Below are 22,059 nucleotides of genomic sequence, written 5' to 3'. Positions count from 1 at the left end.
CATTACGATATTGATAATCATTTTCGACATTTAATAATTACAGCCAACCAACCTTACCCCGCCAAATTCCTAACCTCCACAGGCGATAAAGATGTTTGCTTTTTAAAGAAATTTGAAAAATGTGATAATTGTTCAAAGCCCAGACTATAAGCTATTTCTGAGATATTCCAGTTAGTTTGTTTGAGCAGGATACGGGCTTCCTGAACAACCCTTGCAGCTATATGCTCGGTAGTGGTTTTTCCGGTGCTTTCTTTTAATACTTTATTGAGATGATTGCTATGAACGGCAAGCCTGTCGGCATAATCTTTAGCAGTGCGGAGGACGATCTTTTGGTCGGGCGATGCTATCGGGAACTGCCTCTCCAGCAACTCAATAAATAGCGATGATACCCTTGCCGATGCATTATGGCTATTACCATAATTGGTAAATGGCTGTAATTTTTGACCGTAATGGATGAGTTCCAGTACATAGTTCCTGATCAGGTCATACTTATACAGATAATCTGAAGCTAATTCCTGTTGCATTTTTTTAAAAATAAGGGACAACTCATCTGCCTGTTCATCACTGATTTCAAACACCGGGCAGCCACCAGGGCTAAAGATTGGCAGCGCATCCAATACCACACCACTTTTCGACTGTACTAAAAACGCATCGGTAAAAATGCAGAACATTCCTGACTGATCCATACTTTGCGGCTTCCAGCCATAAGGAATTTTGGGAGTACCGAATACCAAAGCATTTTTTTCTATATTGATCACTTTATCAGCATATTCGGCAACATTGCGGCCCCTTACCAGGTTTATCTTATAGTACAGCCTCCTGTTGTAAGGTACATATGAAGGATCTTTTTTTACTCTGTTAAATATTTCACCAACATTAAATACATTAAAATGCCCTATCTCTTTATTAATATCAACCGGAAGCAGATCTGCTACTGCGCCATCTGAATGTTTGGCAGCATTTTTATAAAAATCTTCAACAGTTACTGTTTTCATATGCTTATCCCTGTTAACAAAGCTACTTATAAATCCCAGGCCAAAGCACACTGATAATTGAATATGATAGATACCTGTCAATAATCAACACATTAAAAGTCACCATTCAATATAGGATCGTCAATTACAGATAACACCATTACTTGAATTTGGTAAACAACAGCGAAAAGAATAAAGTGTTACTTTATCACAATTAAACTGTCACAAGCATGGGGAACCGTGTTTTTAGCTATTAAATATGCCCAGCATGTTACAAATTAAAGGTAAAACACATGGCGCAGCCAGTCGTTTAAACGGGAGAAACTATTACGACCGGAAACATCAAAACAGAAGTATGGAAATACCAAAAGATAACGTACTAGCTTATTGTGCCGAGTGATTAGCACCAATAGCCCCGAATATCAGCATTGCGACGATATCTTCTAAGCGCCCCGGCCACCCCGGCCTGTTATTCATAACATAAAAATGGCCGGAATTTCTTCCGACCATTCGTGGGCTGAACCCCTCCTCTTCTATGTAATATCAATATTAATAACCCGGGTTTTGGTACATCTTAACAGGGTCAAGTTTGTACTCATCAAATGGGATTGGGTAATAACGATCTTTAGTAGTAAAGTTTGCCAGTGAAGCCAAACCAAAATCAGTTTGCTTTTTAGCGTGGAAGTAAGCAACCAGCTCGTCGGTTGTAAACGTGCGCAGCAAATCAAACCAGCGGTGGTGCTCAAATGCCAGCTCAACACGGCGCTCGTGTAAAATAGCCAGTTTTAAGGTTGGATACCTTGTGGCATAGTCGCTGTTGGTCATTGATACCGCGTAGGTTGGCATACCGGCACGGGTACGCACCTGGTCAAGGAAGCCTGTTGCAGTAGCCTGATCGCCAAGGTAATTATTAACTTCGGCCAATGAAAGGATCACATCAGCATAACGCATCAGGATCCAGTCGTTACCACCGTAACCGTTAATACCTGCAGCTGTGCTAACATCCCTGAATTTGGTAACAAACCAATCTTTTACAATTGGATCATTTGCATATTTAACAGAGAAAGTCATACGCGGATCGCCGGTTTCGTACTCATTGATCAAATCGTGAGTAACGTTATAACCTGCACCTGTAGATACTTTTTGTGAGTTAATAGTTTCGCCTTTAGCCTGAAAGTTAGCAGCAATTGACGAGCTATAGTTCAAATCGCCCTGGATGTTAACGATCTGGAAGATCAACTCCGGACAAGTTGTTTTTTTTGCAACATCAAAAACGTCAGTGTAAGGAATGGCATTCAACGCGCCGAAAGTGCGCATGTTGTAAGCATTCATTAAAAATGTTTTGGCATTGTTAAGGTTAGTTGTACGGTTAGCCTGATCCTGTGTTGTTGCCATGGTAAGGTAAACCTGACCTAACAGGAAGTTAGCAGCGGCTTTTGAAGCACGACCGGTTGATGCCTGCAGATTAGGCAGCGGGCTGGCAATCACATCGGTTAAATCGGCAACAATTTGCTGATAAACAGTTGCCTGTTTTTCGCGGAAAGTTTGTGCTGCAACATCACCTGCTGATGATAACGCTTTAGTTACCAAAGGCACATCGCCCCAGGTACGTACCAGGTCGAAATAAATAAAGGCGCGCAAAAATTTAGCTTCAGCAGCATATTTCAGTTTTACATTATTATCAGGAAAGCTAACCTGATCTATATGTGATAACACAGAATTTGCACGGCTAACTGTAGTATACAACGATACCCAGTGGCTTTTCAGATAAGTATTGGTTGGCAATATAGAAAAGTTACCGAACTGGAATGGCTCACCAGAGTTCGATTGGTTATCCTGCGTCCCGGTATCATCCGAGCGCTGGTCTGTCCAAAGGTCGCTGCTTTCGCCAACGTTATTGCCGCTTCGTAATGATTGGTATATACCGTTTACTGCCAGCAAAACATCATTAGGCGTTTTATAACTCGCATCAACCGATATAGCGTTTGGATCGCTTTCGTTCAAAAAGTCTTTTTTACAAGACGGGGCTATCGCCACAACGGCAGCAAGGCAGGCCATGGCTATAAATTTCTTATTCATCATCTATATCTCTTTAAAAAATTTATTAAAAAGTAACATTAACACCTAAGTTGTATGACCTAACCAGCGGGTAAGTACCATAATCGATACCAGGAGCAAGGTTAGGGTTTTGAGTGTTGTTTGAGGCAGCACCCGAATAGTTGTAATCAACATCAGGGTTATAACCTTTGTACTTGGTGATGGTAAATGCGTTAACCACACTTGCAAATACACGGGCTTTGCTCAGGCCTAAAGTTTGTTGTAAAAAGCCCGGTAAAGTGTAACCTAAAGTCAGGTTGGTACAACGCAGGTATGAGCCGCTTTGCAGGTAGAAGGTTGATAAACGGGTGCTGTTACTTTGTGTACCTGCACGTGAAGCGCGGTAAAATGAACCGTCTCCCGGATCAGCTTCGTTACGGTAACGCTGTGCAACATTAGCATACTGGTTACCTGAACCTTCACCATTGTACAGGTAATAATCCTGTCCGTCAAGAATCTGGTTACCGTATGAGCCGTTGAATGAAGCGCTTGCATCAAAACGTTTGTAGGTACTGTTGAAAGCAAAGCCGTAGGTAAATTTAGCGTACGGCGAGCCGATAACGGTTTTATCAGCATCGTTAACAATACCGTCTTTATTGGTATCAACAAACCAAAGGTCACCAATTTTGGCAGGGTTAGTTTGTGAAGCTGACGGAGCAGTTTTGCCTAAGTTTGAAGCGTTGATTATACCACCAACTTTAAAGCCATAAAACATACCTAAAGGCTGGCCTTGTGTTGTAATGCTGGTTAGGTATGAACGCTCGGCACCGTTGATGATGATTGTATTTTGCGCAGGCAATTTAACTACCTTGTTACGGTTTAATGAAATATTACCGCTTGCACCAAAAGTAAAGTCTTTGTTGTTGATGATCTTACCGTCTAACTGCAAGTCAAAACCGGTGTTACGGATCTTTGAATCGCGCAGGTTGGTAAGGACGGTAGTACTACCCGAAATAGCCGATATTGGCTGGTTGTACAACAGGTTGTATGAATAACTCAGATAATAGTTGGCAATAACCTGTAACCTGCCGTTAAATAAACCTATATCAGTACCAAAGTTATACTGTGAAGTGGTTTCCCATTTCAGGGTGTTATCTTTAAGACCACCAGGATAAGTAGCTGTTACAGCGCTGTTACCGTCAAGCACTACACCGGTGGGGCTTGCCAATGTTTGCTGAATGTTGTAGTTACCAATGTTGTAGTTACCACTTTTACCCCAGCTTGCGCGAATTTTAACCGTTGATTGATCGCCAAGGAAGTTGTGGTAGAATGCCTCGTCAGAAAGGTTCCAGCCTGCGGCAACAGAAGGGAAGTAACCATATTTGTTTGCCGGGCCGAAACGTGATGAACCATCAGCACGGAACGAAGCAGTTAAGAAATATTTGCCGGCATAATTATAGTTAGCACGACCAAGATACGACAACAAAGTGTAAGCATTTTTGTAGGCTGAGTTTAAGCTAAAGTTAGCCGCCAAAGCTCCTTTGTTTGATATTTCGGGGATATTGTCATTTTGGAAACCATTAGCCGTAACACTAAAGTAATCGTTAGTTGTACGTTGTGCGGTATAACCAGCCAAGGCGTCAAAATGGTGTTTACCAATCTGCTTGTTATAGTTTAAGGTAAACTCAGCAAGTTTATCAACTGTTGTTAAATTTGAAGCCTGAGCATTGGCAGCCAATATTGACTGTTGAGAACCCGGAGGGAAAGCACCGCTACTCAATGTAGTAGGATAGTAATAATCGTACTTTTCGGTATAAGTTTGGGTACCTAAGTTAGTTTTAAAATTAAAACCAGGTAATATATTATACGTTACGTTAGCATTATAAGTGCTGCGATAACCTTTCCTGTTAATTTTAACGCGCTCGGCAAGGGCCACCGGATTTTCGATACCCTGGTAACCATACTGAGTAGAGCCTGCAGCTTCGGCATTAGTAGCCAATGAACCATCAGCGTTGTAAGCCGGCAGATATGGCATGTAGATCAAAGCACCCAAAACCGGACCATGGTCAAAACGGCCTTCAGGAATTTCCTGGTTGGTATTTTGAGTATATGATACATTGGCACCAATGTGAATACGTTTGCTTACATCACCTTCAACATTTGAACGGAAGTTATAGCGTTGCTGGCCTGATGATACGATTATACCGGGGTTGTTTTGGTAAGAACCGCTAACATAATAACGCACATTATTAGCTGCACCACCAGAGAATGAAAGGGTATGTTTCTGGAAAATTACATTATGGTATAATTCATCCTGCCAATCGGTATTTACAGTTTGTTTGATAGGGGTTTGAGTAGCAAAATTGTATAAACCATCCGGGATACTAACGCTGCCGGTGTTACCAACATTGGCAACACGAGTGCTGTTAGGGTCAGAGTACATGGCGTCATTCCAGGTATGGCCTGAGTTTATCCAAAGGTCATGGTAAGCGTTGTTACGACCATCGATAACCAGCAACGCAGCCTGATCCGCATCTAAAAGTTTCACTTTGTGGGCAAGCTGATCAACACCGGTCTGAACGTCATATTCAAAACGGCCTTTACCCTCTTTACCTTTTTTAGTAGTGATCAATACCACACCGCCAGATGCACGAGAGCCATAAATAGCAGCCGAAGCAGCATCTTTTAAGATGTCGATACTTTCAACATCATCAGGATTAATGAAGATATCATTACCTGCAGGATAGCCGTCAATTACATATAGGGGATCAGAACTGGCATTTAGTGAACCAACACCCCTCACCCTGATCTTGGTGCTTGTGTAAGGTGCACCGCTGGTTTGAGAAATCTGCACACCTGCAACCTTACCTGCAAGGGCCTGACCTAATGAAGGGGCTGAAAGATTAAGATCACCCGGTTTTATACTGGCAATTGCACCGGTAACATCGCTTTTACGGATAGTTTGGTAACCGATGGCTACAACCTCGTTAAGCATGTTTGATTTTGGCTTCATCTTAACGTTATAAGTTGACGAGTTGCCAATAGCTACTTCCAATTGTTCGTAACCAATAAAGTTAAAGAGTAACACGGCACCTTCTTCGGCAGAAATGGTGTATTTACCGTTTGTGTTAGTTGAAACACCCTTATCGGTACCCTTAATACGAACCGATACGCCGGGTAAAGGAAGGTTAGTTTCGTCGGTAACAGTACCGGTAATTTGCTTTGCAGCTTCAGACACTATATTTTTTGCCGAAGCGTTTGAGATAAAAGGTTTTAGCAAAACCAGTAAAAATAATGCAGGGATGAAAAAAAACCTGCTCAAAAGATTTGGATTAATCTTTTTATTCATATTTTTAAAATTGATTGTTGAAAGAAATGACTTAAAGCCTTGGACCGCTTTTGAGTTATTTGACAATTATCCCGGACCAGGTGAGTGTTAGCGCATTCACCGGTTCTTAGTTTTATCGCCGAGCTCGATGTTAAGTTGAAGTTAATGTTACATAGGCGACTATTTTTAAAGAAGTGAGCAAATAATTAATAATTTCATAATTATTATTGCGTTAATATTAAACAATATTAATACAGAGTTATTAATATTGCAATAATTACAGCAAAGCTAAACCAGTTATCTTAATCAAAGGATACCTTAGTGTTAAATTTGCATTAATAAAAAATAAAAAAATCACCACCCTTTTACAGGCTTTTTTACTTTGGTTCATTTATTTAAACTACCATGAAGTAGTGGTAAAATTCACGTTATTTTTACGTGATGAGGTTACGGCTATCCCCTTTTCATCACCGCCAAGCAATGAAAAGCCTTCCAGTTCGTCACCCCTGTCTATACCGTCAACCTGGCTCAGCACTACCTGTTTACCTGCCTCAATCGACTTTTTAAGATCAACATACGTAAACCGCCATTGCCTGCCCTCAAGCTTGTTTTGGATAAGGACTAAAGCACCTTTATCAGCTTTCCAAAACAGATTTTGCACCCAGGGTGTACAGGTAAACTTTTTGTAAAGAACCCCAGGCTCCTTAGTGCTTTTAGCTTTGGCCAGCTTTTCGGGATCGTATAAACGTACTTCGTTGCCATGGTCGCCATAATCGGCGGTAGCCACATACCACTTATTATTATATTTTACATATTCGGGCCGGGTACCCTGGATACAGGCATCATCCTCAATTGTATTAATTAAATTACCATCAAGCGTACCGGTTTTAAGCAAACCTTTCCAGTTCACATTATAAATAACTGCTCTCCACTGGCTGCCCGCAGCATTCAGGCGGATAGAATTACCTATAAAGGTTGGGCCTTTATCATTATTATAAGCTATACCTGTAGGGTGATTAATAACATCCCGCCCGTTTTGGGTTAGCTTATACTCTTTATGCTGATACACCAGGCTATCATGATCCAGCCTAAACTCGCGGATCATCCCCACCTCTCTGTCGCCATATAAAAATATACGGCCATTTTGATAAGAGATCCCCTGGCATGCGCCTAACGAATCGATAGTTATGGCGCGGTCAAGCTTATGATCAATTGTCCCGGTGGTGATGCTGCCAATCCCTAAAACAGCAGCTATCATTGTTAAAGTAATTTTTTGCATGGAGTTAAATAAAGTAATTGCATTAGTGATCGGACTATAGCCTTAAGCTTTCCGCATTATGCTTTCAGCTTTTAACGAGGATCAAGTGGTTCGTCCGGATCAATTTGTTTGGCCTCCTCAACCGGATAATATTCTACTTCGGTTTCTGAATTGCGCTTAGCCAGTTTGTAAGGCACATAGTTCAGTTCTTTCTGGCAACGGGCATCCATGGTCATAATAAAATCCGTCTGCGATTTATCAGTTACCACAATACCAGGTTTATCGGCAGGGATACCATATTTATAAAGCAACCTTGCACTGTTGCGCATATTAGTAGTAGTGTGGCGCGCATGTGGCTCTATAATAACAACACTTTCGGGTATGTGAAGGGTTTTAACCAGGTAAACCTTCATTTCTTCAGCCTCATTATATTTTGTTTTATAAGGATGCACCTTACCGCCAGATACAATGATAAAAGGCGCTTTACCTGCCTTATACTCCTGTACAGCCAGCCTGCAACGCAGCATCCCCTCCCCGCTCAGCGGCGATGTTAAATTATCCGGACCAGCACCGGGTACAAGAATATTTGAATATGGATAATCGGCCCATTTAATCGTTTTCACACGAGTTACAGCAGCCTTGTTAGCATTTAGCTCCATCGGCTCGTAATTAGCAGGGTCCTGTCTTTCGTTAATTTGCAGATAAAGCAATGCCGCCTGCATGGCCGGTTCAAAAAACAGTTTGGTTCCTTTAATATCGCCAATCAATGTAGCACTGGCATCATACATTAGCGTATAATAGGCCCTCGCCTTAACGTTATAGCTAATTGAATCTATCTGCGGATAATTTGGCTTTTTACCCTCGGCATAAACACCGATAGTATAATTAATGCTCCAGGCATCCTGCTCCCAGGCTTTTACAAGCAATTGTGCGGGCGATAGCTTTTTGTACAAACTATATTGCCCCGATGGGATTAGCTTTGATTTAACCAGCTTATCAAGCGCACTGCCTGTTTTGTAAAGCGCGATAAGACGGTCGCTTACATTTTTGATATCTTCATCAGTTAATTTTACAGCAGCTGTTAAGCATAATGCGTCTTTACAATCGGTAAGAGAAGTGTTAAGTGCATCAAGTTTTTTCTGCGTGAGCTGTGCCAGTTCAGGATCGTTTTTTAGTAAAGTGCTTACCTCGGCGTCCTGCTCAAACAAAGTCAGCAAGCCGTAGTTTTTAATCTTTACATAATCTGTAGGTGTAGTTTTGGCAGGGGCCGGACTTTGTGCAGAAGCACTTAAACCACCCAACCCAAGCAATGCCAATAGCAGGAGTTTTTTCATTGAGCTGTTTTTTAACAAGGCGCAAATAACGCCTTAGCACATAAACTCAAGGTTAACTACTGGTAACTTTCCTCTTACAAAACAGGCCTATTTTTGATTTAAATTAAGATATACCATCTTTAGGACAAAATAGTCCATGTCAATTTTGATATTTGTAAAAGCTGATAATTTTACCGAATATCCCCTCATGGAAAGTACCGCCTTATTAAAAGCCATTATCGAAAACGCTATCGACGGCATTATCACGATTGATGAACGCGGGATCGTTGAAACCATCAACCCATCAGCATGCAAGCTTTTTCAGTATGAGCCGGGTGAGGTTATCGGCAAAAACATATCCATGTTAATGCCCCAGCCTTATAAACAGGAACATGATCATTATATCAACCGTTATCAAACTACCGGCACGGCACATATCATCGGTATTGGACGCGAAGTTACCGGGCTACGCAAAGATGGCACCCAATTCCCGTTCAGGCTTGGCGTTAGCGATGTAAACTACGCGGGCCGCCGTATCTTCACCGGTTTTATCCATGACCTGAGCCGTGAAAAGAAAGCCGAAGACCGGCTTAAAGAATATGCTTCGCAACTTGAAAACCTTGTGGAGGAACGTACCCTGTCGCTGAAAAAATCTTTTCTTGAATTGCAAAAAGCTAAGGAAGAAGTAAGTCAATCACTTGAAAAAGAGAAAGAACTCGGGCAACTCAAAAGCCGTTTTGTATCCATGGCATCGCATGAATTCCGTACCCCATTAAGTGCCGTTCAGCTATCAGCTTCGCTTATAGATAAATATGCGGAGCCATTTCAAAGTCCGCAGATCAGCAAACATGTTAATAAGATCAAAAATGCCGTTGGTAATCTCACCACTATCCTAAACGATTTTCTTTCGCTCGAAAAATTGGAGGCCGGCCGTGTGGAACCATCGTACAGCACCTTTGACCTGGTTAAACTGGCCGAAGAGATAACTGAAGAAATGCAACTCATCGCCAAACAAAATCAAACGTTCCTATATCAGCATACAGGTACAAACAGCCAGGTGCAGTTGGACATTAACCTGCTTAAAAATTGCATTATCAATCTTATCACCAACGCCATCAAATATTCGGGCGAGAATAGCTTTATCGAATTTAATACTGAAATAAATAATTCCGGATGCTCCATTACCATAAAGGATAACGGCATAGGTATTCCGGAAAGTGATCAAAAGCACCTGTTCGAGGCTTTTTTTAGAGCAAATAACATAGGTAATATCCCCGGTACCGGCCTTGGGCTTAATATTGTAGCCCGGTATGCTGCCCTTATGAACGGCAAGGTTGATTTTCAAAGCAATGTAAACGAAGGCACTTCATTCACCATTTCATTCCCAGCACAATGAGCCAAAAAATCCTGATCATAGAAGATAATACAGATATCCGCGAAAATGTGGTTGAGATACTTGAGTTGGCCGGCTACATCGTGTTTGAGGCCGACAATGGTAAAGCCGGTATTGAACTGGCTGTTAAAAACCTGCCCGATGTAATACTTTGCGATATCATGATGCCGGAGCTTGACGGTTACAGTGTTTTATATATGCTGAACAAAAATCCAGAAACTGCTACCATCCCCTTTATATTTCTGACAGCCAAGGCCGAACGGATTGATCAACGAAAAGGTATGGAAATGGGAGCCGATGATTATTTAACCAAGCCTTTTGACGACATGGAACTGTTAAGTGCCATTGAAAGCAGGCTCCGAAAAAAAAACGCCCAGCAAAACTTCTATAGTCAATCGCTCGAAAACTTAAACTCCATTGTGTCAAAAAACAGCGGACTTGCCGAGCTAAAGCGCATCATAGCCGAACGTAAAGCCCGCCAGTTTAAAAAAGACCAGGTTATTTATTACGATGGCGATAAAGGAAATGGCTTGTACTTAATACTGAACGGCCGGGTTAAAACAGTTAAACTGGCCGATGATGGTCGCGAACTGATGACTGCCATCCATTCGGCCGAAGAATATCTTGGTGTAAATGCCATGCTCTCAAACGAGGCCTATACAGATACCGCAACCGCCATGGAAGATAGTCTGCTATGCCTGATCCCTAAAGACCAGCTGGATAACCTGCTTAATTTATACCCGGGTGTGGCCCGAGAGTTTATCAAACTACTCTCCAACCATATCCGCGACAGGGAAGAACAGTTACTGCAGCTTGCTTATAACTCTGTAAGGAAAAGAATGGCCGATACCCTGATACGTCTTTACAAACAACAGGGAAGCGATTTCAAAGTATCGCGCGAGGACCTTGCAGCCATGGCCGGCGTTGCAACCGAAACCGTGAGCCGCACCCTTACCGATTTTAAAGACGAAAACCTTATTGATAAAAAAGGTAGCCAGATCACTGTGCTCTCCCCCGAACGGCTTGGTAAAATGAAAAACTGATCGCCATCATTTTTTTAGGTGATATTACTCATTCCCACAGCAAGCGCTTCAGGGTAGTTTTGCTTTCGGTTAAATGAATGAAGGATGAAAGCGATAGCTTATAATATCAAACCGTTTGAAAAAGAATTTTTGGCGATAGCCAATCGCAAAAAGCATGAAATTACGCTGATATCAAACAATCTAAACCCCGATACCGCCATATTTGCCCAGGGAAAAACAGCGGCTATCATAACTATCGAAGATGAGGTTTCGCCGGATGTTATAGCAAAGCTTTCGGAAGCCGGCATTAAATATATTGTAACCCGTTCATCCAATACCGACCATATCAACAAGGAGGCAGCTGCACAATTTGGGATTAAACTGGCCAATATCCCATCTGCAAGTCCGCACGTTGTCAATACCGGCGATACATTACAGGAAATCGCCAATCAAACCATTCGCTGTCTTGATCTCTGGCAATTAAATAAATGCGTAGGCAAAGCTTGTGTTTGTGCAAAAGGGTGTAGGGCTGTGGTTGAGGATGATGTGAAGGAAGCTCTGTAAATGCTACTTCTGAATCAATACCAGTAATTCCTGTGGTGTTTCATAAGTTGTGCCTTTATAGCTAAGCGCTTTAACACCTACACAAACAGTATCTACTGCTTTGGTAGCATGGGTAATATAGATCTTTCCACGTACGTCGGGTTCTGTACCATCGCTTACCATTTTCATGCCGGTTAACAATTGCATTACGCTGTCAATACCCGTTTTTTTATCAAAGTTTTTTTCTTTTCCTTCGGGGAAGTAATAATCAAACTTATCGCAAGTAATCCTGAACTGGGTTTCGCGACCAAGTTCTGTAAACTTAAATTTGATGGATTGTACGTCATCATTTGAGCCGGATTTGCTTTTGCAGGCAACGAATGATGCTGTCACAAATAATAAGAAGATAGTCAGTTTTTTCATCGGTTTATATATTCTTATTCTAATATCGGGCTTTTACATAAAAAACGTAAATATCATCGTTAAGCGGAATCCACGCTATTGCTTCTTCAACGCTACACATATCAATCACACTTACAAAAGTTTGATATTTCATCTTATTTCCGAAGTGAAAACGGATGCCCAAAGTTTTACTTTTTATCCGGATCATACTTTTGATTTCAAACCTTGCAAATTCAAGCAGCGATTGATCGCCCATTGCATTGCCGGTTAAATTGACATTTGTATAACTCCTCTCCGGGGGAATCTTGACATGGTATTTTTTTGCTATTAACCTATCCATATCAGGATCAACTATTGCAATATTCAATGCACCCCTATGAACAAAAGCCTTATGCTGATATAAAAACATGAGGCATAACATTGGAAATAAAACCAGGCTAATCAATCCAGGAACATAGGTTATAGGTTTGTGCGGAGCTAAGGTTAATATTTTCATGATGAGGTTTATAGGATTATGTTCACTATACAACGTCAAATCATCAAAATTATTCCCTTACACTCCTACTGCTCCTATTTCAACTCATCCAGCACCCTGAACATTTTTTCTTTGATTCCCCGGCTCGATCCGCTGAAGTTGTTGACCATGATAGAAAAACAAAGCTCACGCCCATTTTTAGTCTGATAGCCGGCATAGCACAGCACATTATTGATACTGCCACTTTTCATTTTCATATCGTTATAAACAGGCAGGCTTGCATAAAAATCAGCAAACCAGCTTTCCTTTTTTGCCGATTGCAGCACACGGGCAAGTGTTAAGGTAGTAACCCTATCGCCGGGCGAAAGGCCGCTGCCATCGTAAATATTTAAACTCCTTGTATCTATCCCCCGCGCCGCCCAAAACTTTTGCACCTCATCAACGCCGTTGGCAGTTGTAGGCTTACGGCCCTGTTTCCAGGCTATGGTTTTAAGCAATTGTTCTGCATACAGGTTGATACTTTTTTGATTAAGCCAGTAAACGATCTTGCTTAAAGCAGGTGACGAGATAGTTGCCAGATTTTTGGTAATAACAGGAGTGGGTAAGTTTTTAGCACTCAAAGTAGCAGCCGATTCCGGTTCGTTACCGATAATAATACCAAGGCTTCTGAGCGTATCATTAAGCCGCAACGCAGCGTCATAAGCAGCATCAGGCAGGGCTGCAGAGATACTTTTCTTTTCCTGATCAATAGCATAAGTACCACGCAGGTACATTACCTTGCTGCCGACCGGCAAAAAGGCATAAGCATTATCGCCAGATCCGGAAGCACCGTTGGTTAATTCGCTTTTAAATGAAAGATATGGCATCTGTGGAACAGTGCGGGATACACCAACCGGGTTACCAACTACACCAGTACACAGTTTAATATCGAACTGATTTTCGCGCCAGCAAAGGCCTGAAGTCCCTGCACCGTAATAATTACCTATATCCTGCCAGATCCATCCTTCGGGTATAGACTGGGTTCCGAAAATACTATCATCACCAATAATACGACCGCTTATTTTTTTGATACCCGCCTTTTGCAGAGCATCGGCCATAAGCGCCAATATATGCCTCTCTTTGGTTTGCTCGTAGCGCCAACTGCCAAGGGTTGGGTCACCGGCGCCTTTGATGATGATATCGCCGTTCAGCATGCCATCGGCACCGATATCGCCGGTGTAACCTAATTGCGTTTGGTATTGAAAATCCGGGCCTAAAATATTAAAGGCCGTAATGCTGGTAATGGTTTTAAGTGTTGACGCTGTTGCTAAACCCATATTAGGGTTTCCGGCAAACACCTGTTCGCCTGTTTTAGCATCAAGTACGGTTAATGACACCGAAGCATAACTACACTGGCTATCGGCCTGTAAACGACCAAAGGCATTTGATATTTTTTGCTGAAGCGTTTGCGCCGCAGCAGATCCTCCTATAAATAAAAAACTAATTATCAGTAAGCGCCTCATCCTGTTTCTTAACGTTCCGCTGCGAAATATAATATATCGGTACACCTATCAATACAATAATAAAGCCTGGCCAGGTAAACTGAGGCTTATAAATGATCAGCAATACACAAAATATCAATCCCATGATAATATAAATAGCAGGTAAAATTGGGTATCCCAATGCTTTATAAGGACGCTCGGCATTTGGATGTTTTTTTCGCAGGATATAAATGCCAAAGATGGTAAGCACATAAAAAATCACCACCACAAAGGATATCATATCGAGCAGGTCACCATAGCGACCGCTCAGGCAAAGTATCGAAGCAACCGCGGCCTGGATCCATAAACCAAATTCAGGCACACCGGCTTTGTTTAACTCCCCTGTTTGTTTAAAGAACAAGCCATCTTTTGCCATGGTGTAATAAACCCTGGCACCCGAAAGTATCAGGCCGTTATTACAACCAAAGGTTGATATCATGATCATAACCGCAATGATATACGTGCCGAGATTACCAAATATGATATGTGATGCAGCCACCGCAACACGGTCTTTATCAGCAGTAGCTATGTCATGCATAGATAGCACGCCTGTGTAAGCAACGTTGGCCGATACATAGATAATAGTAACTATTAAAGTCCCTAAACCAAGGCTTAAAGCAACATCTCTTTTAGGGTTCTTCATTTCGCCTGCTATAAAAGTTACGCTGTTCCAGGCATCACTGCTAAATATCGAGCCAACCATCGAAGCTGCTATAGCCCCCATGGCGGTAGCAAGGGTAAGGCTTACGGTTGTATTGTCGGCCTTGAGGTTATGAATATCCCAGGCGTTACTCCAGTTGGCATGCCAGATCTCTGGTTTCAGCGCTACAAACCCAAATATGATCAAGCCAAACAAGCTCAAAAGCTTGGTAAGTGTAAAAGTGGTTTGGATAATTTTGCCGCTTTTAACCCCTTTTGTATTAATGTAGGTAAGTAGCACGATAATGAAAATTGACATTAGCTGTGCTGCGCTGATCTTCAAAAAACCGAGTTGAAAAAGTATGTTATCTTCACTAAAAGCCGGGATCAAATATGCAGTGAACTTGCTAAAAGCGACCCCAACTGCGGCAATAGTACCGGTTTGAATCACCGCGAAAAAACTCCAGCCATATAAAAAAGCTATCAGCTTGTTGTAGGCTTCTTTTAAGTAAACATACTGACCGCCTGCTTTGGGGAACATACCGCTTAATTCGCCATAACTAAGGGCAGCAGTAAGCGTCATAAAGCCGGTAATGATCCAGATGGCTATGAGCCAGCCGGCTGAACCTACGTTACGGGTAATATCGGCACTAACAATAAAAATACCAGAGCCTATCATGGAACCTGATACCAGCATGGTACCATCCAGCAAGCTAAGCTCATGTTTCATTTTGGGTTGCGATGAGTTTTTCGCCATATATTGTTTTGGAGTTTAAATCTCTAAACTATTCAAAAACTTTAATATTAAGGATCACTATTGTAAATAAATAAAATTACTATTTTGCAATACCAATTATTATTTACACACTGTATAAAAACCAACACAGTGCCTACTTACTAAACCAAATTTGTGATATGGATTTTCTGAACAATTATTTAATTTATTTAATTCCTGTTTTAGGGCTGATCGGCATCCTTGTTATGGCCGTTAAAGCGGCCTGGGTTACCAAACAAAACGCCGGTGACGGCGACATGGCCACACTGGCCGGTTACATAGCCGACGGCGCAATGGCCTTTTTACGTGCCGAATGGAAAGTACTTGGCGGTTTTGTTGCCGTTGCAGGTATTTTGCTGGCCTGGTCGGGCACCACGGTTGCCACTTCAAGTTGGGTTATTGCCATATCATTTTTGATAGGAGCGTTTCTATCGGCTTTTGCAGGGTACCTGGGTATGCGCATTGCTACCAAAGCTAACGTACGCACTACACAGGCCGCACGTACCAGCCTGGCACAAGCATTAAAAGTTTCATTTACAGGCGGAACAGTAATGGGCTTGGGTGTTGCCGGTTTGGCCATCATTGGTTTAGGATCGCTTTTTATAGTTTTTTACCAGTTTTATGTAGTTAAGGTAGCAGGCAGTAGCGTTAACGGCGAGGCTATGGCAAAAGCACTTGATGTTTTGGCGGGCTTTTCGTTAGGCGCTGAATCAATAGCACTGTTTGCACGTGTTGGCGGTGGGATCTACACCAAAGCGGCCGACGTAGGTGCCGACCTTGTAGGCAAAGTTGAAGCGGGCATTCCGGAGGATGACGTACGTAACCCCGCTACCATTGCCGATAACGTAGGTGATAACGTAGGTGACGTTGCAGGTATGGGCGCCGACCTTTTTGGCTCATATGTTGCCACAATGCTGGCAACCATGGTACTCGGCCGCGAAATTGTATCGCATGATAATTTTGGCGGTATTGCCCCGGTGTTGTTACCGATGGTGATTGCTGGTTTAGGATTAATATTTTCTATTGTTGGCGCATCACTTGTAAAAATTAAAAATGAAACCGATAGCGTACAAAATGCCCTGAATATTGGCAACTGGGCGTCAATTGTATTAACGGCTATAGCTACCTATTTTGTTGTACAATGGATGCTGCCATCGGGCGAATTTCACATGGTACGTGATGAAGTTAACGGTGTTGTAAAAGAAGGGATAATTCCTTTCACCAAAAACGGCGTTTTCGGATCAATAGTGGTTGGTCTTGTAGTTGGTACATTAATGTCAATTATTACCGAATATTATACGGCCATGGGCAAACGCCCGGTACTGAGTATTATCAGGCAATCGTCAACCGGTCATGCTACTAATATTATCGGCGGCTTATCGGTAGGTATGGAATCAACCGTGCTACCTATCCTTGTTTTAGCATCGGGCATTTATGGTTCCTATTATTTTGCCGGATTATATGGTGTAGCTATTGCTGCTGCCGGTATGATGGCTACAACGGCAATGCAGTTGGCTATCGATGCTTTCGGACCAATTGCTGACAATGCCGGTGGTATTGCCGAAATGAGCCGCCTACCCGAAGAAGTTCGTCACCGTACCGATAACCTGGATGCTGTTGGTAACACTACGGCTGCTACAGGCAAAGGCTTCGCTATTGCTTCGGCAGCGTTAACCTCATTGGCGTTATTTGCTGCTTTTGTGGGCGTAGCGGGCATTGAGCATATTGATATTTATAAAGCTAATGTATTGGCCGGCCTGTTTGTTGGCGGGATGATCCCTTTCATTTTCTCGGCCTTGTGTATCTCGGCGGTAGGTCGTGCCGCAATGGCCATGGTTGAAGAAGTACGTCGCCAGTTCCGTGAAATTCCGGGCATCATGACCTATGAGGGTAAACCCGAATACGAAAAATGTGTGGCTATCTCAACCAAAGCCTCCATCCGCGAAATGGTTGCCCCTGGGTTAATAGCACTGATCACCCCTATTATTATCGGTTTTGCCTTTGGCCCCGAAGTATTGGGTGGACTACTGGCAGGGGTTACCGTATCGGGCGTATTGATGGGCATTTTCCAGAGCAACGCCGGTGGCGCATGGGACAATGCCAAAAAATCATTTGAAAAAGGCTGCGATATCAACGGGGAAATTTTCTACAAAAAATCCGAGCCGCACAAGGCATCTGTCACCGGTGATACCGTAGGCGATCCGTTTAAAGATACTTCAGGCCCGTCTATGAACATCCTCATTAAATTAATGTCGATAGTATCATTAGTTATTGCGCCGCATCTGAACGGCCATCCGGCTGCAACCAGCGCCAAAATTCAAAAAGAAATGAATAAGCAACCCATCAGCGCGCATGTGGTTGTTAAAGCAGAGAAAAGTGTTTAATAGTTTTTATATTTAATGGAGAGGGCCGCCTGTTGAGGGCGGCTTTTTTGTTGTTATTTAGATATGAGATTTGAGACGTGAGATTTGAGACAGCCACCTGCTTATAACTCTTATCTAAACTTATGAAGTTTTAAAAACTTCGTAAGTTTTCCTTATTCTACTTAACATAATGCCCTTTCACCTTTCACCTTTCACCTTTCACCTTTCACCTTTCACCTGTATTCCAAAATATCACCCGGCTTGCATTCAAGCGCCTTACATATTGCTTCAAGGGTTTCAAAGCGGATGGCTTTCGCCTTTCCCGTTTTCAGGATGGAAAGATTTGATACGGTGATGCCTACCCTGCCGCTCAGCTCATTTAATGACATCTTTCGCTTTGCCATCATTACATCCAGATTGATAATTATCGGCATAATCTAAATAGTTAAAACTTGTTGATGGTTTCAGCGCATTTTTAGGCATTTGCACATATAGGATATTTGACTACCCTATTTAATTCATCAATGCAATAGCAATACATCATCCTATTGCTTTTGATGACCTTAATACATAGCAACTAAAACAATGGCCTTTAACAATATTTATAATAATCTTATTAATAAGACAGGCGATCCTTATTGTTATTATGATTATAATAAGCATCGGCCCAATTTCAACTGCATTTAGTGACCAAGAAGCAGATATATTATCATTATTAACTACAATATCAGCTTTTATGATTATATTCCTAAAAGTATACTCCGCTCCCACCTTCACCTCGCCATTGCTTTTCTGCGCAATAAAACTTCAGTTAATAGTGACCTGCAGTAATGTTGGCCAGTACCTTTTATTGCCATCGGTCGCTTTAATTTTGCCATTATACCCATTCTTATATCCCTGCCAAACATTGGCAGCCATATTTTAAGAAATAAACAAACCAAACACTGTATAAACGAGTATTTGCAGGATGCGTACCTTTTTCATTACATTATGATATTAATGTATTTCAAATGAAAACAATATTTATTAAATAACAAAATAAAATCATCGTTCCACAATAAGTTTTCATCGCAATTCATCAATCTAAAAAATAAAATATAAAATTTGACACTGGTATTGCTATTTCTGATTTATATGTTTTATTTTAGAAACAAAATATTAGCTTTGCACGTTCTATTCAGGATATAAGGAATAGACAGGTTTATTAAATAGATGAGACAACTCAAAATAACGCAATCCATTACCAATCGCGAGTCGCAATCGCTTGATAAATATCTTCACGAGATTGGTAAGGTAGACCTAATAACCGCCGAAGAAGAAGTAATTTTAGCTCAAAAAATCCGCGAGGGCGACCAGGCGGCATTGGAGCGTTTAACCAAAACGAACCTTCGCTTTGTTGTATCTGTTGCTAAACAATACCAAAACCAGGGCCTTACACTTGGCGATTTAATTAACGAGGGCAACCTTGGCCTGATTAAAGCAGCCAAACGTTTTGATGAAACCAAAGGCTTCAAATTCATATCATATGCCGTATGGTGGATCCGCCAATCGATATTGCAGGCTATTGCCGAGCAATCACGTATTGTGCGTTTACCGCTTAATCAGGTAGGTTCGTTAAGTAAAATCAGCAAGGCTTTTTCAAAGCTTGAGCAGGAATACGAGCGTGAACCGTCGCCCGAAGAACTTGCCGATATATTAGAAACCACTGTTGATAAGATTTCTGACACGCTAAGCAACTCCGGCCGTCATGTATCAATGGATGCACCATTTGTACAGGGTGAAGAAAATACGCTGCTTGACGTACTGGAAAACCAGGAACCCAACACCGATTCGATCCTGATCAATGAGTCGTTATCTGAAGAGATCAAACGTTCGCTTTCAACCCTTACTGAGCGTGAGCGCGAAATCATTGTATTGTTTTTCGGTTTAGGTACCAATCACCCGCTTTCATTGGAGGAAATAGGCGAAAAATTCAACCTTACCCGCGAACGCGTACGCCAGATCAAGGATAAAGCTTTACAGCGCCTGCGCCATACCTCAAGGAGCAAAATTTTGAAATCATACTTAGGTTAATCAAACTTCAATAAGATATTTAAAAGGCCATCGATTTTCGATGGCTTTTTTGTTGTTTATACCGCGCTCATTGTCATTTGGAATGAAGAACGAGGAGAAATCTTATACACCCCGCTAAGCCAACATGCTTATCGGACTCGCAGGGCGTATAAGATTTCTCTTTCGCGCCCACGCTCTATTCTCACCCACTCAATCGAAATGACATCGTTGAGGAAATACGTTACCTTATTACACAAAAAAAGCGGCGAGCCTAAACTCACCGCTTTCATATCTAAAAGAAGCCTGGCAACTAATCTTTAATCACCAACCTCTAATCTCTCAAACTAAAGTGCTAAAACTTCTTTAACACGGTCAGCAGCCTCTTTCAGCAATATAGCCGAGTAAACTTTCAAACCAGAGTTATCGATCAGTTCTTTTGCCTCTGCAGCGTTTGTGCCCTGCAAACGAACAATGATTGGAACCGGAATGTTACCAATTTCTTTGTAAGCATCAATTACACCCTGTGCAACACGATCGCAACGTACAATACCACCGAAGATGTTGATCAGAATAGCTTTTACGTTAGGATCAGACAGGATGATATTGAAACCAGCTTTTACAGTTTGTGCGTTAGCAGTACCACCTACGTCAAGGAAGTTGGCAGGCTCGCCACCGGCAATTTTAATGATATCCATGGTAGCCATAGCTAAGCCGGCACCATTAACCATACAACCTACGTTACCATCAAGCTTAACATAGTTAAGGTTTGATTTGCTTGCTTCAACCTCAGTTGGATCTTCCTCATCGGTATCACGCATAGCAGCGTAATCTGCATGGCGATAAAGAGCGTTATCATCAAGATTTACTTTAGCGTCAACTGCTAAAATTTTATTATCAGAGGTTTTTAAAACCGGGTTAATTTCAAATTGTGACGAGTCGGTACCTTCATAAGCTTTGTATAAAGCAGCAATGAATTTGGTCATGTCTTTAAACGCTTCGCCTTCAAGACCAAGGTTAAAAGCTATTTTACGGGCCTGGAAACCTTGTAAACCAACTTTAGGATCAATCTCTTCTTTAAATATAAGCTCAGGAGTTGAGTGTGCAACTTCCTCAATGTCCATACCACCTTCGGTGCTGTACATGATAATGTTGCGGCCACGTGCGCGGTCAAGTAATACGCTCATGTAAAACTCTTTAGTAGCGCTTTCGCCCGGATAATAAACATCCTGTGCAACTAAAACTTTCTTAACTTTTTTACCTTCAGGACCGGTTTGCGGAGTTACCAGTTGCATACCTAAAATATTACCTGATAATTCTTTTACCTGGTCGATATTTTTGGCAAGTTTAACACCACCGCCTTTACCACGGCCACCGGCATGGATCTGTGCTTTAATCACAACCCAGTCCGAACCGAAGTCTTCTTTCATTTTTTGGGCAGCCTCAACAGCCTGCTCAACAGTATCGGCTACAATGCCTTCCTGAACTCTAACGCCATAGCTTTTTAATATAGCTTTACCCTGATATTCGTGAATATTCATGTTTTGAAGAATTTGCGGTAAAGCTACAATTTTGTTTGAAACGGTAAACACCTTGTTTCAGTTTATTTGCCCTTATTTAGGGTAAATAACATTGTATTTACAATAACATTTAATCATTTAATTCCGCTTTAGTTTTTTAGCATGCAAAGGCGCAAAGAAAAAAATCAATAAAATAACAATTATTGGATGTTGCTTTTATATTCTATAAGTTCCTTAATCTATATAATTCAAAAATCTGAAATCGAACATCCAAAATCCGACATCAATAATGGCGTTGCCTCCGGCCCGGGCTATGCGCTGCAAGTCCTCGCCTTGCCAACGCACAGCGTCATCGCTCGCTCCGGGCTTTCCGCTCCTATCCCTAACGCAGCCCCCGCACAAACCCGTAAAACCATTGCTTATTAGTTCCCCTTATGGGAAACAACAA

At 41.9% G+C, this 22,059-nt stretch carries 17 protein-coding genes; 6 read left to right on the top strand and 11 right to left on the bottom strand.

All coding sequences use genetic code 11. The annotated features are described in order from the left end of the window. Window positions 1–53: 53 nt before the first annotated feature. Window positions 54–995, bottom strand: a complete 942-nt coding sequence (locus tag ACEN9X_RS19940; RefSeq protein WP_413666795.1) for a helix-turn-helix domain-containing protein — start codon at window positions 993–995, stop codon at window positions 54–56. A 247-nt stretch (window positions 996–1,242) separates the two neighbouring features. On the opposite strand from ACEN9X_RS19940, the gene ACEN9X_RS19935 reads away from it, so the two are divergent. Next, window positions 1,243–1,374, top strand: coding sequence for a hypothetical protein (locus tag ACEN9X_RS19935; RefSeq protein WP_413666794.1), 132 nt, complete (start codon window positions 1,243–1,245; stop codon window positions 1,372–1,374). A gap of 149 nt (window positions 1,375–1,523) precedes the next feature. Here the strand turns inward: ACEN9X_RS19935 and ACEN9X_RS19930 are convergent, their stop codons facing one another. From ACEN9X_RS19930 to ACEN9X_RS19915, 4 genes are all read right to left on the bottom strand, one after another. Beyond that, complete coding sequence (locus ACEN9X_RS19930; RefSeq protein WP_413666793.1) at window positions 1,524–3,053, bottom strand: RagB/SusD family nutrient uptake outer membrane protein; 1,530 nt, start codon at window positions 3,051–3,053, stop codon at window positions 1,524–1,526. Window positions 3,054–3,078: 25 nt separating this feature from the next. Further along, entirely contained in the window at window positions 3,079–6,360 is a 3,282-nt protein-coding gene (locus ACEN9X_RS19925) for a SusC/RagA family TonB-linked outer membrane protein (protein WP_413666792.1), read from the bottom strand. A 379-nt stretch (window positions 6,361–6,739) separates the two neighbouring features. Beyond that, window positions 6,740–7,618, bottom strand: a complete 879-nt coding sequence (locus ACEN9X_RS19920; protein ID WP_413666791.1) for a hypothetical protein — start codon at window positions 7,616–7,618, stop codon at window positions 6,740–6,742. A gap of 71 nt (window positions 7,619–7,689) precedes the next feature. Further along, entirely contained in the window at window positions 7,690–8,931 is a 1,242-nt protein-coding gene (locus tag ACEN9X_RS19915; protein ID WP_413666790.1) for a YdcF family protein, read from the bottom strand. 187 nt (window positions 8,932–9,118) lie between these two features. On the opposite strand from ACEN9X_RS19915, the gene ACEN9X_RS19910 reads away from it, so the two are divergent. The 3 genes from ACEN9X_RS19910 to ACEN9X_RS19900 all read left to right on the top strand — a co-directional run bounded on the left by ACEN9X_RS19910 (window position 9,119) and on the right by ACEN9X_RS19900 (window position 11,889). After that, entirely contained in the window at window positions 9,119–10,306 is a 1,188-nt protein-coding gene (locus tag ACEN9X_RS19910) for a PAS domain S-box protein (RefSeq protein WP_413671147.1), read from the top strand. After that, a complete protein-coding gene (locus ACEN9X_RS19905; protein ID WP_413666789.1) occupies window positions 10,303–11,346 on the top strand; it encodes a response regulator in 1,044 nt (347 codons plus the stop codon). Before ACEN9X_RS19910 ends, ACEN9X_RS19905 begins: the two co-directional genes overlap by 4 nt. Before the next feature lie 84 nt (window positions 11,347–11,430). Then, entirely contained in the window at window positions 11,431–11,889 is a 459-nt protein-coding gene (locus ACEN9X_RS19900; protein ID WP_413666788.1) for a lactate dehydrogenase, read from the top strand. A 3-nt stretch (window positions 11,890–11,892) separates the two neighbouring features. Here the strand turns inward: ACEN9X_RS19900 and ACEN9X_RS19895 are convergent, their stop codons facing one another. From ACEN9X_RS19895 to ACEN9X_RS19880, 4 genes are all read right to left on the bottom strand, one after another. Beyond that, window positions 11,893–12,291 (bottom strand): hypothetical protein, encoded by a 399-nt coding sequence (locus tag ACEN9X_RS19895; RefSeq protein WP_413666787.1) that lies wholly within the window; start codon window positions 12,289–12,291, stop codon window positions 11,893–11,895. Window positions 12,292–12,310: 19 nt separating this feature from the next. Further along, window positions 12,311–12,766: a hypothetical protein gene (locus ACEN9X_RS19890; RefSeq protein WP_413666786.1), complete on the bottom strand. Its 456-nt coding sequence runs from the start codon at window positions 12,764–12,766 to the stop codon at window positions 12,311–12,313. A gap of 74 nt (window positions 12,767–12,840) precedes the next feature. Further along, on the bottom strand, window positions 12,841–14,247 hold the full coding sequence (gene dacB / locus ACEN9X_RS19885; protein WP_413666785.1) for a D-alanyl-D-alanine carboxypeptidase/D-alanyl-D-alanine-endopeptidase: 1,407 nt from the start codon (window positions 14,245–14,247) through the stop codon (window positions 12,841–12,843). Beyond that, entirely contained in the window at window positions 14,225–15,661 is a 1,437-nt protein-coding gene (locus ACEN9X_RS19880) for an APC family permease (RefSeq protein WP_413666784.1), read from the bottom strand. The genes dacB and ACEN9X_RS19880 overlap by 23 nt, the downstream gene beginning before the upstream one ends. Window positions 15,662–15,819: 158 nt before the next feature. On the opposite strand from ACEN9X_RS19880, the gene ACEN9X_RS19875 reads away from it, so the two are divergent. Beyond that, window positions 15,820–18,063 (top strand): sodium-translocating pyrophosphatase, encoded by a 2,244-nt coding sequence (locus ACEN9X_RS19875; RefSeq protein WP_413666783.1) that lies wholly within the window; start codon window positions 15,820–15,822, stop codon window positions 18,061–18,063. Window positions 18,064–18,275: 212 nt separating this feature from the next. On the opposite strand, the gene ACEN9X_RS19870 is transcribed toward ACEN9X_RS19875, so the two are convergent. Then, window positions 18,276–18,476 carry a helix-turn-helix domain-containing protein gene (locus tag ACEN9X_RS19870; protein ID WP_413666782.1) on the bottom strand — a complete coding sequence of 67 codons (201 nt, stop codon included), beginning with the start codon at window positions 18,474–18,476 and terminating at the stop codon, window positions 18,276–18,278. 778 nt (window positions 18,477–19,254) lie between these two features. On the opposite strand from ACEN9X_RS19870, the gene ACEN9X_RS19865 reads away from it, so the two are divergent. After that, the gene (locus tag ACEN9X_RS19865) at window positions 19,255–20,115 is read left to right on the top strand and encodes an RNA polymerase sigma factor RpoD/SigA (protein ID WP_090466905.1); all 861 of its coding nucleotides are present in this window, start codon (window positions 19,255–19,257) and stop codon (window positions 20,113–20,115) included. A 323-nt stretch (window positions 20,116–20,438) separates the two neighbouring features. Here ACEN9X_RS19865 and sucC read toward each other — a convergent pair whose 3' ends face one another. After that, window positions 20,439–21,632, bottom strand: coding sequence for an ADP-forming succinate--CoA ligase subunit beta (gene sucC, locus ACEN9X_RS19860; protein ID WP_413666781.1), 1,194 nt, complete (start codon window positions 21,630–21,632; stop codon window positions 20,439–20,441). Window positions 21,633–22,059 lie beyond the last annotated feature (427 nt).

This window comes from Mucilaginibacter sp. Mucisp86, from assembly GCF_047324315.1.
GTDB lineage: Bacteria > Bacteroidota > Bacteroidia > Sphingobacteriales > Sphingobacteriaceae > Mucilaginibacter.
Note: the sequence above shows the minus strand (reverse complement) of the source record. Positions and strands in the feature narration are given on the sequence as shown.

Bases quoted from the DNA above. Each gene is read 5' to 3' on its own strand.
- ACEN9X_RS19940 (WP_413666795.1), bottom strand. From the start codon at position 995: ATGAAAACAGTAACTGTTGAAGATTTTTATAAAAATGCTGCCAAACAT.
- ACEN9X_RS19935 (WP_413666794.1), top strand. From the start codon at position 1,243: ATGTTACAAATTAAAGGTAAAACACATGGCGCAGCCAGTCGTTTAAAC.
- ACEN9X_RS19930 (WP_413666793.1), bottom strand. From the start codon at position 3,053: ATGAATAAGAAATTTATAGCCATGGCCTGCCTTGCTGCCGTTGTGGCG.
- ACEN9X_RS19925 (WP_413666792.1), bottom strand. From the start codon at position 6,360: ATGAATAAAAAGATTAATCCAAATCTTTTGAGCAGGTTTTTTTTCATC.
- ACEN9X_RS19920 (WP_413666791.1), bottom strand. From the start codon at position 7,618: ATGCAAAAAATTACTTTAACAATGATAGCTGCTGTTTTAGGGATTGGC.
- ACEN9X_RS19915 (WP_413666790.1), bottom strand. From the start codon at position 8,931: ATGAAAAAACTCCTGCTATTGGCATTGCTTGGGTTGGGTGGTTTAAGT.
- ACEN9X_RS19910 (WP_413671147.1), top strand. From the start codon at position 9,119: ATGGAAAGTACCGCCTTATTAAAAGCCATTATCGAAAACGCTATCGAC.
- ACEN9X_RS19905 (WP_413666789.1), top strand. From the start codon at position 10,303: ATGAGCCAAAAAATCCTGATCATAGAAGATAATACAGATATCCGCGAA.
- ACEN9X_RS19900 (WP_413666788.1), top strand. From the start codon at position 11,431: ATGAAAGCGATAGCTTATAATATCAAACCGTTTGAAAAAGAATTTTTG.
- ACEN9X_RS19895 (WP_413666787.1), bottom strand. From the start codon at position 12,291: ATGAAAAAACTGACTATCTTCTTATTATTTGTGACAGCATCATTCGTT.
- ACEN9X_RS19890 (WP_413666786.1), bottom strand. From the start codon at position 12,766: ATGAAAATATTAACCTTAGCTCCGCACAAACCTATAACCTATGTTCCT.
- dacB (WP_413666785.1), bottom strand. From the start codon at position 14,247: ATGAGGCGCTTACTGATAATTAGTTTTTTATTTATAGGAGGATCTGCT.
- ACEN9X_RS19880 (WP_413666784.1), bottom strand. From the start codon at position 15,661: ATGGCGAAAAACTCATCGCAACCCAAAATGAAACATGAGCTTAGCTTG.
- ACEN9X_RS19875 (WP_413666783.1), top strand. From the start codon at position 15,820: ATGGATTTTCTGAACAATTATTTAATTTATTTAATTCCTGTTTTAGGG.
- ACEN9X_RS19870 (WP_413666782.1), bottom strand. From the start codon at position 18,476: ATGCCGATAATTATCAATCTGGATGTAATGATGGCAAAGCGAAAGATG.
- ACEN9X_RS19865 (WP_090466905.1), top strand. From the start codon at position 19,255: ATGAGACAACTCAAAATAACGCAATCCATTACCAATCGCGAGTCGCAA.
- sucC (WP_413666781.1), bottom strand. From the start codon at position 21,632: ATGAATATTCACGAATATCAGGGTAAAGCTATATTAAAAAGCTATGGC.